This window comes from Gammaproteobacteria bacterium, from assembly GCA_035501935.1.
Lineage (GTDB): Bacteria > Pseudomonadota > Gammaproteobacteria > JAJPIJ01 > JAJPIJ01 > JAJPIJ01.
Map to the genome: position 1 here is coordinate 45752 of DATJVC010000015.1, position 14522 is coordinate 60273.

Consider the following 14522-nt stretch of genomic DNA (forward strand, 5'->3'; position numbering starts at 1 on the left):
CGACATGACCGCCACGGCCGTCGCCACCACCTGCCCTTACTGCGGCGTGGGTTGCGGCATACTCGCGTCCCGGCAGGCCGACGGCGCCGTGGCAGTGCGCGGCGATCCGGGTCACCCCGCCAATTTCGGCCGGCTGTGCTCCAAGGGAACGGCGCTGGGGGAGACCCTCGATCTCGAGGATCGGCTGCTGCATCCCGAACTGCACGGACAGCGCGTGTCCTGGGACGAGGCCCTGGACCTCGTCGCCGGGGAATTCATACGCATCATCCGCGCGCACGGCCGCCAGTCCGTGGCCTTCTATGTCTCCGGGCAGTTGCTGACCGAGGATTACTACGTTGCCAACAAGCTGATGAAGGGTTACATCGGCACCGCCAACATCGACACCAACTCGCGTCTGTGCATGTCCTCCAGCGTCGCCGGCCATCAGCGTGCCTTCGGCGCCGACACCGTGCCGTGCAGCTACGCCGATCTCGAACTCGCCGATCTGCTGGTGCTGGTCGGCTCCAACGCCGCCTGGTGCCATCCGGTACTGTGGCAGCGCATCATGGAGGAGCGCAGCCTGCGGCCGGAGATGAAGATTGTCGTCATCGATCCACGCCGCACCGCCACCGCCGTGGAGGCGGACCTGTTTCTGCCCATCCAGTCCGGCACGGACACCATGCTGTTCAACGGCCTGCTGCACCACTTGAACCGCGAGTCCGCGCTGGACTGGAATTTTCTCGAGCATCACACCGAGGGTTACTCGGCGGCGTTCACGGCCGCCAGCAACAGTGCGCCGTCGATTCCGGCGGTGGCTGCGGCCTGCGGTCTGGACGCGGAGGACGTGGCGGCATTCTACCGCATGTTCACGCGCACGCCGCGGGTGGTCACCTGCTATTCGCAGGGCGTCAACCAGTCCTCCTGCGGTACCGACAAGGTCAACAGCATCATCAACTGCCACCTCGCCACCGGGCGCATCGGCAAACCGGGGATGGGGCCTTTTTCGCTCACCGGCCAGCCCAACGCCATGGGTGGGCGCGAGGTTGGCGGGCTGGCCAACCAGCTCGCCGCGCACATGCACATCAACAATCCCGATCATCGCGAACGTGTGCAGCGGTTCTGGAATTCGCCGGTGATCGCGGATCAGCCGGGACTGAAGGCCGTCGAGATGTTCCATGCCATCGGCCGCGGCGAGATCAAGGCGGTGTGGATCATGGCCACCAATCCGGTGGTAAGCCTGCCGGATGCCGACGCCGTGCGCGCGGCGCTTTCCGGCTGTGAACTGGTGGTCGTGTCCGATTGCGTGCGCCATACCGACACCACGGCGCTGGCACACGTGCTGTTGCCGGCGCTGGCCTGGGGCGAGAAGGACGGCACGGTGACCAACTCCGAGCGCCGCATCTCGCGCCAGCGCACCTTCCTGCCCACGCCGGGGGAGGCAAAGCCGGATTGGTGGATCGTAAGCGAAGTGGCGCGCCGCATGGGGTTTGGCGACGCCTTCGGCTATCAGAGCGCCGCCGATGTTTTCCGCGAGCACGCCGCGCTCAGCGCCTGCGAAAACCACGGCCGCCGCGATCTCGATCTGGGCGGTCTCGCCGGCATTGACGACGGCGCCTATGACGCGTTGCGGCCGGTGCAATGGCCGGTGCCTTCCGCCGATCTTTCATCATCCGGCACGGCGCGGATGTTCACCGACGGACGGTTCTTCCACGTCGGCGGCAAGGCGCGGCTGGTGCCGATCAAGCCGCAGCCGCCCGCCCACGTGCCCGATCGGGACTATCCGCTGGTGTTCAACACCGGCCGCGTCCGCGATCACTGGCACACCATGACGCGCACCGGCAAATCGGCGCGGCTGTCGGCGCACACGCCGGAGCCGTATATCGACGTGCATCCCGTCGATGCGCAATCGCACGGCCTCACCCACAACCAACTCGCGCGCATTGAGAGCCGCTGGGGCAGCGCCGTGGGGCGCGTTCACATCAGCGCGACGCAGCGACCGGGCGAGCTGTTCATGCCCATGCACTGGAACGATCAATATGCGGCGCTGGCGCGCGTCGATGCCGTGGTCAATCCGGCCGTCGATCCGCATTCCGGCCAGCCGGAGCTGAAGCATACGCCGGTGCGCATCCAACCGCTGCAACCGGCATGGGAGGCGGTGTTATTCGGGGTCACAGAACCACCTGCGGGCAGCACGCGCTGGGTGGGGGTGCGCGGCCGCAACGGGTTGCATCTGCACGCCGCCGGATTGAGCTGGCCCGCACAAGGGCCGGCAAGCGCGGCGGCGTGGCTGCCGCCCCCCGCCCCCGGCGAGGAATTGATCGAATATGTAGACGTGGCCGCCGGCCGTTATCGCGCGGCGCTGCTGCGCGATGGCCGTCTGCGCGCCTGCGTCTTCGCCGGAAGCGGTGGCGAAGCGCGGCCGTCGCTGGAGTGGCTGGATGGCTTGACGGACGGCGATGAACCGCTGAGCGCTTCTGATCGTATGGCGCTGTTGTCGGGCCGGCCACCGCGCAACGGACGCGATACCGGCCAGATCGTGTGCTCCTGTTTCGGCGTCGGCCGCAACAACATCATAAAGGCGGCCAGGGACGGCTGCCGCTCGGTGGACGACATCGCTCGCGTGCTCTACGCCGGCACCAATTGTGGCTCGTGCCGCGCCGAAATCCGCGAACTCATCGATTCCGTTCCGTGACGCGCCGTCAGTGCGGTGTCACCGCGGCCGAGACGACGACACACAGGATCACGACGGCGATGGGCGGCACGCGCCAGCGTTCGAGCAGAAGCAGGCCCGCCACGGCGATGACCGCGTCGCGGTAATCGTGAACGGAAGTCGTCCAGACGGGGGTGCACAACGCCGCGCCCAGGATGCCCACCACAGCGGCGTTGACGCCCGCCAGCGCGCCCGACGCGAGCGGGGCGGCGTTGATCAGGGCCCAAAGACGCAGACCGGCAATGGCGATCAGCAGGCCCGGCAGGAACATGAACCCGAGCGCGACGCCCGCACTTGGCAGCATGCCTCCCTGAGGCGCGACTACAGCGCCGAGGTAAGCGGACACCGTGAACAGCGGCCCCGGCATCGCCTGCGCGAAACCGTAGCCGGCCAGGAAGGCATCGTCCGTCATCCAGCCGCCCGGCACCAGCGCGTCGCGCAGCAACGGCAGCACGACGTGCCCGCCGCCGAACACCAGCGCCCCGGCCCGGTAAAAAATGTCCGCCAGCGCCGTCATCCCGCCGGGCAGCGCCGCCGCCGCCAGCGGCAGGCCCATGAGCAGGGCGAGAAACAGCGCCAGCGCCGCGCCGGCGGCGCGGTTGCCGATGGAGTCGTGCAGGCGCATGGCCGGCCAGTGCACGCGCCGGCACCCGGCGAGTCCACCGACAGCGCCCAGAACGAGGACACCCATCTGCATCAAGGTGCCGCCGCTGATCAGCAATATGGTCATCGCCGCAGCGGCGATGAGCGCACGGAGGGGATCGGGGCTGAGCCGCCGCGCCATGCTCAAGACCGCCTGCGCCACGACCGCGACCGCCACCAGCTTGAGGCCGTGCAGCACGCCCCCCATCATCGAGCCCTGCACCCTGGGCGCGAACACGGCGAAGAGGTACATCAGCAGCGCGGACGGCAGCGTGAATCCCAGAAAGGCCGCGATCGCGCCGGGCCATCCCGCCCTACGGAGGCCGATCAGGAAGCTGACCTGGCTGCTGGCGGGGCCGGGCAGCAATTGGCAGAGCGCCACCAAGCCTGTGTATTCCTCCGCGCTCAGCCAGCGCAGCCGCCGGACGTAGACGCGCTCAAAATAGCCCAGATGCGCGATTGGACCGCCGAATGAGGTCATGCCGAGCTTGAGTGCCTCGGCCAGAACTTCCAAGGCGCCGGAATTTCGGGCGGTCATGTCCTCCCCGGCGCCTGTTTCGAACGGATCGGCATTCACGGAGATCATCTTAGAACATATCGCAGCGCGTCCTATGATGCCAATTGACTTGAGAGAGCAGTTCCATAAGAATTGCCCGTTAGGGTGAGTCAAGACGCGGGCGAACACTGGCTTGCGTCGCCATAATCAACCAAAATCGAGCGGATAGGGGAGTGTTTCGGCTATTTCTTACCGAAACAGGCAAACCACATGACGAGTAGGGGCTCCCGTTCAAGAAAATTGCTACGCCAAACCGCACTTGCCGCCATCAGTATATTGAGTCTGGCCGTGTTCGCCGAAGGGGAATCCGGCACCGCCGGGTCAAAGGCCCCCAGTCCCGCCGAAACCCAGATATTTCCTCCCGTCAGTGAATCACCGGCGCTGCCTCCCCCGGCCGCAGAAACCCCGGCATCGCCGTCTCCCGCTGCCGAAGCCGCCAAGCCTGAAGCGCCAACCGCCAGCGAGCCAGCTGCCGAGGCCGATGCGGGCGCTGCGGCCATGCCGGAATCCGACGCCCCGCCGCCCACGGCCAAGCCCGGCGAATGCTATGCCCGTGTGAACGTACCACCTGAAGTTACGACTGTGCAGGAACAGGTGCTGAAGCACGAGGCCTATCAAAAAGTCGAGGTCGTTCCCGCCGTTTACCAAAACGTGGAGGAAAACGTGCTGGTGAAGGAGGCCTCCAAACGCATCGAGGTCGTCCCGGCGGAATACGAGACCCAGACGGAACAAGTGCTGGTACGCCCCGCCACAAGCCGCATGGAAGTCGTGCCGGCGGAGTATGACGAAGTGAAGGAACAAGTGTTGGTGCGCGCCGGTTCTACCAATTGGCAACAGTGTCCCCCCACCGGCGGCAAGAGCAAGTCCACTGGCGACGATACGGACGTCCGTTGTCTGGTGGAGGTGCCGCCCGTTTATCAGACAGTCACCAAACTGGTGGTGAAGAAGCCGGAGACCACCCGTGAGGTGCCGGTGCCCGCCGAATACACCACCGTGACCAAAACCGTGATGAAAACCCCGCCAACCACGCGCGAGGTGGATGTGCCGCCGGAATACAAGAAGGTCATCGTCACCAAGGAAGTGAGCCCCGCGAAGGAAGTGAAGGTTGATGTGCCGGCGGAGTACCAGACGGTGACGCGCATCAAGCGCGTCAGCGAGGGCCGCACCGAGTGGCGCTCGATCCTCTGCCGCGCCGACGCCACGCCGGAAAAGGTGATGGATATCCAAAAGGCGTTGAAAGAGGCGGGCTACAATCCAGGCAAGATTGACGGCGTGCTCAGCACCCGGACGTTTACGGCAATCTACGCCTACCAAAAGGACAAGAATCTGCCGATCGACTACGGAACCTATCTCAACCTCGATACACTCACCGCGCTCGGCATCAATCCGCACTAAGCAGTACCTTCGCGCAGTACTTACGTCAGTTCGCCGGCGCGCCTTTCTGCGTCGAAATCCGCGAACTCATCACCTCAGTTTCATAATCTCCGCCACACGCTCGCCAGCCACGGCTGCTGCTCGCGCGGCAATCCGGCGGGCCGGTAATAGTGCTCAAGCTCGATGAATTCCGCATCCGACATCCAGCGGCGCCACGCCTCAAGATCATGGTAAGCGCCGTAGCGCCCGCCGTTCCAGCCTTCCTCATTGTTGCCGCGGGGGTTGGAGCTGAACAGCACGCCGCCGGGCTTCAGCGCGGCATGCAATTGCCGCAGCACTCGCGGCAACTCCTGGCACGGGACATGAAACAGCGCGGCGTTGGCGAACACGCCATGAAAATGCCCATCCGGTAGATCCAGCTTGAGGAAGTCCTGCTGCCACACCTCGCACCCGGTGTCGGCGCGCGCCATGGCGGCGAAGCGCGGGGCGCCATCCAGCCCGACTGCAACGTGGCCGAGTCCGGCAAAACTCCTGAGGTCGCGCCCCGGCCCGCAGCCAAGATCGAGAATCGTGAAGGGCGGTTCGTCTTCGATATGGCGCAACAGCGCGTCGATGTTCTGGCTCACATCGTGGTCGCGCGTGCCGTCGCGGAAGTCCTCCGCGCGCTGATCGTAATGTCCCAGCGTCACGGCAGTGATTTTGTCCAGATCGTGCGGATGGAGTTTCATGCGCAATCCATCATGCCTCTTCGGTGAATGATATAGGCCGCGCGCTCTATTAAATGGTACTAGACCTTTAATATTCCAGTTTCAATCGCTGATCAGACTACATGTCCAATTACGATGGGCTGATATATGGTCTCATCAAGTCGACGGCAGCCGGTGAACCCGACACCCGTCATCAGCTCGAGTAGCCGCTGGATCGAAAGCGCATAGTAGCGCGTCACTGTTCGCATTAGAGTTTCAGGTCCGTTGGAGCCAAGCTTTTCCACGATAAACGCAATCTGATAGTGCATCGATCCCTCCCAAGTCCATTCCTGCCGCAATCGAAAGACTTCATTTCCACGGCGGTGTTCACCATAAGGGTGCATCGTCGTCACGCCGCGCGGTACCGTGTCGTAGTCGCGAACCGAGAGCAGGCACAATCCGCCCGGACGGAGAATCTTTCTGAACTCCCGCAGCGCGACGCTGATATCTGAATCGCTGGTGAGGTGTGGAATGGAGTTGTCGAATGCCAGTACCACGTCAAACGGCCCTGAAACATTCGCGGCCACGAATCTCATATCGGCCACATCGGCATCGATTACGACTTCTCGTACTTCGGCTTCTCGCCGGAGCCGGGCGATAGCGCCCGGCGAGAGATCCCTGGCCGTGACCCGAAACCCTCGGAGTGCAAGGGGCAACGCTTGGGTCCCGATGCCACAGGCGGCATCAAGGATACGCGGCGGCGCCCCACTGCCCTCAGCACCGAGTTCACTCTGGATCAGATGTTCCAGCACGGCGCCCTGACGCGACATGCTCGCATCCCAGTTCTCGAAGATCAGATCGTAGTATGGAGCGAGATCATCATAGAATTGCCTCGTCTCCACGTCCCGGACTCCTGGAATCTTCTATTCGGTTTTTGGATCGGGGATGCGGGTAAAGGCGATGCGCATCGGCGCCTCGCGCAAGGCGCGGTGCGCACCACCGAAATAAACGGTGTTCTTGCCGTAGCGCAAGTTGAGTTTGTCGAGGCTGGCGGTGAGCGCCGCGCGTTTGGGTTCCTCGTCGAACAATCCGGGCGTGTGATGGGCCGCGTCCACCAGATTCAGCAGCGTCACGCCCACGCGCATGGGCTTGGTGCGTATGCGCGGTCGTTGATCCCAGAGCGTGTTGAGCGCATGAATTAATTCCAGCGTGTCCTGCGTCTCGCCGATGCGCATTTCCGTGTGCCAGTGCCGGCCGTCGGAATAACTCAAGCCCAGCGACATGCCGGCGGCGTAGTAGCCCTGTTTGCGCAATCGCATCGCCGCTTTCTGCGTGAGCCGGTGCAACACGGCGCTGGCGTCCTTGTCGTTGCGCAGATCCGGCGGCAGGACATGCGAATGGCCGAGCGTCGCCTGACCGGCGTGGGCCTGGCGCTCCACGCGCTCGCCGCGCAACTGCCGCCAGAAACGTTCGCCCTCGACGCCGCCCCAGACATTGCGAAGTTTCTCCTTGCTCGCGTTGCATAAAATCTCGACGCTGGTGAGGCCGTACTTGCGCAGCCGTGCCTCCATGCGCAGTCCGATGCCATAGAGATCGCGCAGTTCCAGACTGTGCAGGGCCTGGGGGAGGGTGTCGGGTTCGATGACCGTCAGGCCGTCGGGTTTCTGCATGTCGCTGGCGGTCTTGGCAATGAACACGTTGGGGCCGATGCCGATGGAGCACTTGAGATAGGGACTCACCTCCTTGGCGATGCTCTGCTTGATGCGCTTGGCCAACGCCTCGGCGGTCGCGCGTTCGCGCCAACTGCCGGTGAGCTCGCACCACATCTCGTCGATGGACATCACCTCGGCGACCGGCGCGCAGCGCTCAACGGCGTCGATCAGCAGGTAGTGATGCTCCACATAATGCTCATGACGGGCCAGCACCAGTTGCAGATCGGGGCACAGCCGTTTGGCGTCGCCGACGCGCGTGCCGGTCTTGACGCCATAGGCCTTGGCCTCGTAGCTGGCAGCGATGCAGAAGGTGGTGTCGGCCATCACCGGCACGACGGCCACCGGGCGGTCGCGCAGTTCCGGCCGCAGGGCCTGTTCCACCGAGGCGAAGTAGGAATTGAAATCGAGGAACAGTACGTTCACATGGACAACTTACTGCTATCTTGGCGCTATGAAAAGGCCGAAGGCCCGGCTGCCGTTTCCTGTTTTTATACTTCGCGCGATTTCAAGCGTTTCGGTGTCGATCATGTCCAGTTGATCGCCAAACCAGTTGGCGACGGCGATGCGTTTGCCACCCGGCTCCAGCATGATGCCTTCCGGATAGCCGCTGACGTCGAGGGTCTTGATGACATGATTCGTTTTCAAATCGATCACCGACACCGTGTCGACATGCTGGTTGGTGACGAACAGCCGCTGATGCGCCGGATCAACCGCGCTGGCGTAGGGGAATTCCTGCACGCCGACGGTGGCGGTGACCTTGAGCGTTGCGGCGTCAATGATGCTGACGCTGTTGTTCTGCACGTTGGCGGTGTAGAGCGTTTTGTCGTCCGGCGAGACGGTGACGCCAAACGGCGCCTTGCCGGTCGCGATCAGTGCAAGCTGCTTGTAGTTTTTGGTGTCGAACACGGCGAGGTTGTTGTCATCGCGATTGGTGACGTAAACGCGGGTGCCCTTGCTGTCGAAGGCGATGCCGGAAGGTGATTTGCCGGTCGGGAAAGTTTTGATAACGGCGAGCCTGGCGGTGTCGATGACAAATATCTTGTCGTCATACCAATCGGCGACCAGCAGTGGATTGCCGCTGGGATGCAGGGCGATACCGAGTGGTCCGCTGCCCACGGGAATCGTCGCGATGACTTTCTGTATTGCGGGGTCGATGACGGACACGCTCCTGCCGACCGGGTTGGTGACGTACGCGCGGCTGTTGTCCGCCGCCACGGCCACGCCCGCCGGTTTTTCACCGACCGTGATGGTGGCGATGGATTTGTTCCGCGCCAGATCGACGACGGAGACGGTGTTGTCGCCCTGATTGGTGACGTACGCGAATGGCGAGGCAAGGCAATGTGACGACAACAGGCATGCCGTCAGAACCGCCGCCTTGGGATGGATCATGGCTCTCCCGAATAAAAAAACCCGCCCCACCTTGCGATAGAGCGGGTCTGTTTTCTGTCCGATATTGAGATTACTTCCCGCCTTCAAGCAGGGTTTTAATTTTGGCCAGGCCGCCGTCATAGATGCCATTGATGGCGCCGGTCGCCGCCTCATCATCTTGACCCTTCTTGGGGTTGTTGGTTTGGTCGACGCGGTAGAAGCCGCCCTTCCACGTGATCTTCGAGCCGCCCTTGCCGTCATCCTCAACATGGATCTCGGAGGCATAGTTGGAGACCGGTACCACGGCGGGATCGACCTTGGTGATCATGTACTTGTACGACATCTTGGCGTCATCGTACTTCAGCAGTTTTTCGTCGATGGTCGGGCCGGTGTTGGGATCGTTCAAGCGCAACTGGCGCGTAGCGCCGATTTCGTTTCCGCCATTACCGGTGCATTTGGCGACCGCCGGGTGCCACTTTTCGATGGCGCAGAAGTCCTTGAGTAGTGCCCAGGCCTTGGCGGGCGGAACATTGACTTCGACGGATTTTTCCACTTTGAGGCGCGAGGGGCCGTGGGCCAGCGCCAGGGCGGGGGTGAGCAGCAGGACGACAGCGAGGGATTTCAAAATCTTGGACATGACTCTCTCCATTCAGTAATTATTAAAAGTTGTCAGGCGGCGCGTTTATGGGCCGCGCAGGGCGCATAATGTTACTCACAGCACAAATAATTGACCACCACCGGTTGGAGTCGTCATTACCCATGGGGTTCCGTGGAGTTCTCATTGCGGCGCTGCTTGCCCCCGTGGCATGGGCGCAGCCGCCGGAACACGCCGCGCTGGTGATGGAAACGGCCTCCGGCCAGCACATCGAATTCCAGGTCGAAATCGCCGATACACCGGATGAACGCCATCAGGGGCTCATGTCGCGCCGCACGCTGTCCGGTAACGCCGGCATGTTGTTTATTTTCGAGCAGGTCCGGCCGGTGTCGATGTGGATGTACGGTACGTTATTGTCGCTGGACATGCTGTTTATCGATGAAAGTGGCCGCATCGTCCGCGTCATGGAGGCGATGACGCCTGAATCGACGGCGCTGATCCCATCCGGGGAGCCGGTGCGGGCGGTGCTGGAGATCAACGCCGGTGTCTGCCGGCGGCTCGGCATCCGTGCCGGGGATCAGATCGACAAGAGCACCCTCAAGGCCTGGTGGTCGACGACGTCAGCGCTGCAAACGCGGTACCGAATCCCTTCAGCGACAACGGCACCTTGACCTCCCGGCGTCCGGCGCCGTGGAAGGAGACTTCCGCCTTGCCGCCTTTTTTGAGCTTGTCGATGGTGGCGTCGTCCAACTTGAGTACAGCCTTGCAGCCGTCGGGCTGGCAGATCTCGTAGGGGAATTCCAGCGGATCGGCCTCATCGATTTTCAACGCCACGCCGGGTGGCAGGATCACGCCGAGCGGCAGCGTGAAAAGCGCGAAAGGCTGGTTCTGCTCCGGCGCCAGCCCGACGACCACGCGCATGACGGTCTGCCCCCCCTGTTTCAGCACCAGGTTCTGGACAATGGCGCACTGTTTCTTGTCGCCCCGGCCGGCCGCCGCATCCTTCTTCTGATCGTTTTGCTGGGCCAGCTCGCAGCGGTAGGTCCAGTTGTCATAAGTCTTGGCTTCGGCGGTGGGACTGGCGACGCCGGCCTTGTCCTCGGTTTTATTGGCCTTGGTTTCCGCCCGGACCGCCGTCGTTGCGAAAATCAGGCACAGCATGAGCGCCAGAGTCAGTCCCTGCATGCGGTTTTTTTGTTGCTGCATTGAAATGTCCATGATGTTGGCGGATAGAAGTACGGGTGGTTTCGGATGGGCGGCAGCCTAGCAGCAAGGCCAGTCTGCATCAACATGCGCCTGACTTAACCCTTTTGGATATCGACGGCGTTTATAAGGGGACATTCACCTTATCGAAAGGAGTTTGTCATGAACATGAACGCAGTCACTTTGGCGGTATTGATGGCGGGGCTGACGTCGCAGGCGCACGCGATCGGTTCGCTCACCGATGTCACCGTTTATGATCGCAGGGAACACCGGACGCTGCCGGTTTACGAGCACAATGGACGTTATTACGTCGTCGGCAGGCCGGGCAATGAGTATCAAATCAACCTCCGCAACCAGAGCGGGGGCGACGTGTTGACGGTGATCTCGGTCGATGGCGTCAATGCCGTCACCGGCGAGACCGCCGGCTGGGGTCAGACCGGGTACGTGCTGAACACGAGCGTGGCCGCGGAAATCGCCGGCTGGCGCAAGAGCCAGGATCGCACCGCCGCATTCTACTTCACCCGCCTGCCGGATTCCTACGCGGCGCGCACCGACCGGCCGGACAACGTCGGCGTCATCGGCGTGGCGGTGTTCCGCCGCAAGGACGAACCGCAGCCGGTGCCGTATCCGGCATTCGGCCGCGAAGACGGGAGCAATTCCCACGAAAGCAAGGATGCCGCCAACGAGGCTGCCGCCGGCGCGCTGGCCAAACAGGCACCGGCCGCGGCATTGCGCGATGACGGACTCGATCGCAAGGCCATGCGCAGCGAAAGCCGGCTCGGCACCGGCCACGGCCGCAGTGAATACTCGTATGTCACGTACACCGACTTCGAGCGCGCCACGGAAACGCCGGCCGAGATCATCTCCATTTATTACGACAGCTACAACAATCTGGTGGCGCAGGGCGTGATCCCGTATCAGCCGCTGGCGATCCGGCCGTTCCCCGGCAATTTCGTGCCGGATCCGTGAACCGTGGCGGAGTTGGGCGGGCAGGAAAATAAAGTTTGCGCACAAATGCGGCGGCCTCCGCTACACTGGCGGATGTGGAAGCGGAGGTCGCCGCCGACGAGGATTTGATGTTGCGTTATGCCGCCGGAGAGGCGGCAGCCTTCGATGCGCTCTATGAGCGTCACAAGGGCGGCGTGTACCGCTACCTGCTGCGGCAGTTGCGCGATCAAACGCTGGCGGAGGAGCTGTTCCAGGACATCTGGTTGAATCTCATCAACGCGCGCGGCCGCTACCGCGTGCGGGCGAAATTCACGACCTGGCTGTACACGCTGGCGCGCAACCGGTTGACGGATCATTACCGCCGCCAGAAAGGCGTGGTGGCCATCAGCTTCGACGTGCCGGAAGAGGAAGAGGAGGACAATTTGCAGGAACCTGAGGCCCCCTCATCGGAACAACCGGAGCGGCGGTTGCTGGCGCAGGAACAACTGGCGCGGTTCATTGCGCTGGTCGAAGGCCTGCCGATGGCGCAACGAGAGGCATTCCTGCTGCACGAGGAAGGCGGCCTCGGCATCGATGAGATCGCCGCCGCCACCGGCGTCAACCGCGAGACCGCGAAGAGCCGGTTGCGTTACGCCATCGCCAAACTGAAGGCGGGGATGGATGATTGCCCATGAGCGACGCCCACGACAAGGATCAGGAACTGGAAAATCATCTGCGCGGCGGATCGGCGCTGTCGCAGCACTATGACGCAGCCTCCACCGAGACGCCCTCCACCGAACTGGACGCGCGCATACTTGCCGCCGCCCGGCGCGCGGTGCGTGCCGGGCCCGCGCCGCTGCCGGTGCGCAAGAAACCAATGCGATGGCCAATTCCCCTGGCGACCGCCGCGATCGTCGTTTTAAGCGCCACCGTCATCCTGCGGCTGGCCGAACAGGTGCATCAGCCGCCTGTTGCGACCAGCAACGTCGCGCCGCAGGCTGTTGAAGCCAGACGTGCCGCTGAACAAATTGCACCTGCCGCCGGGATGGATGATCGGAAAAATCGGCTGGATGGCAAGGCGCCGCGCCTGCAAGAAGAGAAAAAAACAGTCGTAACGGTTCCGGCGGCGCCTCCGCAAAATGCCGCCGGTTCGCTGGCGCAGCCCTTGCGCGACCAGTCGCCGTCGAAGGATGCGCAGCCGGCGCAGCAACCGCGGCAGGAGTTGTTCAAGGAATTTAATGCGCCGACGGTGAAACAGGGGATGGAGGAAACCCTGCCGATGGAAGAATCCGCGAAAATGAAGACGGAAGATCGGGCGGCGCCGGCGAGCGAATCCGCGAAGATGGAAATGGAGCGGCTGGCATCGCCGCCCCCCGCCTCATCCCTGGCCGCGCCACGGGCAGTGGCGCGGCCGCAGACTTCGTCATCGGAAGAACCCGTGGTGTTCAAGACGCCTGAATTGTGGCTGGAGCACATTCGGGAACTGCGCAAGGCGGGGAAACTTTCAGAAGCGGAGGCAGGCCTCATCCAATTCAGGAAGGTTTATCCGGACTATGCGTTGCCCGCCGATTTGAAGTGAAAGTGTTCTGAATCTGTCAGCGGCCCTTCAACTGCGTCCACCAGGCCGGCAGACGCAGATCGTTGAAGACATCATCGGTGTCATACGGTTTGATGTCGAGCACCGGCGTGCCGTCATAGGCGTCCAACCGGCGCACCTTGAGCCGGGCACCCTCGCGTGAAAGCAGCTCCACAACTGCGAGACCAATCGGATTGGGTCGGTCGCGGCCGCGGGCGGTGAATACGCCTTGCAGGGGAATGTCTTCACGCCCGCGCGGATGCGTTTGCAGTTTCATCCGTGCGTGGTCGTCGACCTTGTGCATGTAAAACAAAACGAACAGGTGCGACCACGCCTCTATGCCCTCCAGCGCCGGCGCAAAGTCCTCGTCGATGATGATTTCCGACTCCAGCGTGCGGCGTTGCCGGTGGATTTCATTTTCAGCTGCGCCGGTGTGTACGTAACCGATGGGTCGCAGGGTGATCGGGGCCGGTGGAGATTCAGGTCTGGACATTGCCGGTCATTATTTGATGCACATCGTGAGTCATGATGGCGAGGTAGGCCGTCAGCCCCAGATACCAAAGACCGTAGTGGATGCGTGTCTCCACCGGCACGGCGTAATAGTGCGCCGGCATGGTGCTCCCGCCACGCAGGGTGCTGAGCAGCTGCGGCAGGGCCAGGATGGCGATCAGGATCAGCATGGGGCTGGGATTCACCAAAAACAGTCCAAGCAGGATTGGCGCGCCCAGCCACCAGATCTTGGGCGACAGTATCGCGGTGATGCGGCCGCCGTCCATCGGCGACAGCGGGATGAGATTGAACAGGTTGATCATGAACCCGGCGTAAGCGAGCGCCATCAACAGACCGCTTTGCTGCTCGCGCGCCAGCGCGTAACACAACACCGAGGCGATGGTGCCGGCGACCGGCCCGGCGATGCCGACATAGGCCTCGGTCTCCACGTCGTGGGGTATCTCCTTCATCTGGATCCACGCGCCGACGAAGGGGATGAAGGTCGGCGCACCGACCTTGAGCCCGCGCTGCCGCGCGGCGAGGAAGTGCCCCATCTCGTGGAAAAAGATCAGCAGCACGAAACCGACCGAGTAGCGCCATCCAAACAGAAAAGAATAGGTCAACATCGACAGCAACATGGTGCCGCTCGTCGTCAGCACCGGGCCGAGCTTGAGTACCTTCAACAGCAGGAATAGGGCCTTCATG

The 14522-nt window shown here is 62.9% G+C and carries 15 protein-coding genes; 6 read left to right on the plus strand and 9 right to left on the minus strand.

Annotation, left to right across the window (positions count from 1 at the left end; translation table 11 throughout):
• The first annotated feature begins 4 nt into the window (after positions 1-4).
• Positions 5-2671: a molybdopterin-dependent oxidoreductase gene (locus VMH34_03525; protein ID HTT07842.1), complete on the plus strand. Its 2667-nt coding sequence runs from the start codon at positions 5-7 to the stop codon at positions 2669-2671.
• A 7-nt stretch (positions 2672-2678) separates the two neighbouring features.
• Here VMH34_03525 and chrA read toward each other — a convergent pair whose 3' ends face one another.
• Positions 2679-3908, minus strand: a complete 1230-nt coding sequence (chrA, locus tag VMH34_03530) for a chromate efflux transporter (GenBank protein ID HTT07843.1) — start codon at positions 3906-3908, stop codon at positions 2679-2681.
• A gap of 219 nt (positions 3909-4127) precedes the next feature.
• Here chrA and VMH34_03535 point away from each other — a divergent pair, with 219 nt between their 5' ends.
• Positions 4128-5282: a peptidoglycan-binding domain-containing protein gene (locus VMH34_03535; protein HTT07844.1), complete on the plus strand. Its 1155-nt coding sequence runs from the start codon at positions 4128-4130 to the stop codon at positions 5280-5282.
• Between the two features lie 80 nt (positions 5283-5362).
• Here the strand turns inward: VMH34_03535 and VMH34_03540 are convergent, their stop codons facing one another.
• The 5 genes from VMH34_03540 to VMH34_03560 form a co-directional block, all read right to left on the minus strand.
• Entirely contained in the window at positions 5363-5989 is a 627-nt protein-coding gene (locus VMH34_03540) for a class I SAM-dependent methyltransferase (protein ID HTT07845.1), read from the minus strand.
• A 92-nt stretch (positions 5990-6081) separates the two neighbouring features.
• Positions 6082-6849, minus strand: a complete 768-nt coding sequence (locus VMH34_03545; GenBank protein ID HTT07846.1) for a class I SAM-dependent methyltransferase — start codon at positions 6847-6849, stop codon at positions 6082-6084.
• A 21-nt stretch (positions 6850-6870) separates the two neighbouring features.
• On the minus strand, positions 6871-8082 hold the full coding sequence (locus VMH34_03550) for a DNA polymerase (GenBank protein HTT07847.1): 1212 nt from the start codon (positions 8080-8082) through the stop codon (positions 6871-6873).
• Between the two features lie 15 nt (positions 8083-8097).
• A complete protein-coding gene (locus VMH34_03555) occupies positions 8098-9168 on the minus strand; it encodes a YncE family protein (GenBank protein ID HTT07848.1) in 1071 nt (356 codons plus the stop codon).
• Positions 9119-9664 carry an SRPBCC family protein gene (locus tag VMH34_03560; GenBank protein ID HTT07849.1) on the minus strand — a complete coding sequence of 182 codons (546 nt, stop codon included), beginning with the start codon at positions 9662-9664 and terminating at the stop codon, positions 9119-9121. Before VMH34_03560 ends, VMH34_03555 begins: the two co-directional genes overlap by 50 nt.
• Before the next feature lie 122 nt (positions 9665-9786).
• On the opposite strand from VMH34_03560, the gene VMH34_03565 reads away from it, so the two are divergent.
• A complete protein-coding gene (locus VMH34_03565) occupies positions 9787-10293 on the plus strand; it encodes a DUF192 domain-containing protein (GenBank protein HTT07850.1) in 507 nt (168 codons plus the stop codon).
• On the opposite strand, the gene VMH34_03570 is transcribed toward VMH34_03565, so the two are convergent.
• The gene (locus tag VMH34_03570) at positions 10220-10828 is read right to left on the minus strand and encodes an invasion associated locus B family protein (GenBank protein HTT07851.1); all 609 of its coding nucleotides are present in this window, start codon (positions 10826-10828) and stop codon (positions 10220-10222) included. The two genes, VMH34_03565 and VMH34_03570, sit on opposite strands and share 74 nt — an antisense overlap.
• A 159-nt stretch (positions 10829-10987) precedes the next feature.
• Between VMH34_03570 and VMH34_03575 the strand changes: the two genes are divergently transcribed.
• The 3 genes from VMH34_03575 to VMH34_03585 are packed head-to-tail and all read left to right on the plus strand — an operon-like array spanning position 10988 to position 13331.
• Positions 10988-11794, plus strand: a complete 807-nt coding sequence (locus tag VMH34_03575) for a hypothetical protein (GenBank protein ID HTT07852.1) — start codon at positions 10988-10990, stop codon at positions 11792-11794.
• Positions 11795-11829: 35 nt separating this feature from the next.
• The gene (locus VMH34_03580; GenBank protein ID HTT07853.1) at positions 11830-12447 is read left to right on the plus strand and encodes an RNA polymerase sigma factor; all 618 of its coding nucleotides are present in this window, start codon (positions 11830-11832) and stop codon (positions 12445-12447) included.
• Positions 12444-13331, plus strand: a complete 888-nt coding sequence (locus VMH34_03585) for a hypothetical protein (protein HTT07854.1) — start codon at positions 12444-12446, stop codon at positions 13329-13331. The genes VMH34_03580 and VMH34_03585 overlap by 4 nt, the downstream gene beginning before the upstream one ends.
• Positions 13332-13347: 16 nt before the next feature.
• Here the strand turns inward: VMH34_03585 and tsaA are convergent, their stop codons facing one another.
• Together tsaA and VMH34_03595 are read right to left on the minus strand one after the other, a co-directional pair.
• A complete protein-coding gene (gene tsaA, locus VMH34_03590) occupies positions 13348-13821 on the minus strand; it encodes a tRNA (N6-threonylcarbamoyladenosine(37)-N6)-methyltransferase TrmO (protein ID HTT07855.1) in 474 nt (157 codons plus the stop codon).
• Positions 13808-14521, minus strand: a complete 714-nt coding sequence (locus VMH34_03595; GenBank protein ID HTT07856.1) for a site-2 protease family protein — start codon at positions 14519-14521, stop codon at positions 13808-13810. Before VMH34_03595 ends, tsaA begins: the two co-directional genes overlap by 14 nt.
• Between the last annotated feature and the right edge of the window lies 1 nt (position 14522).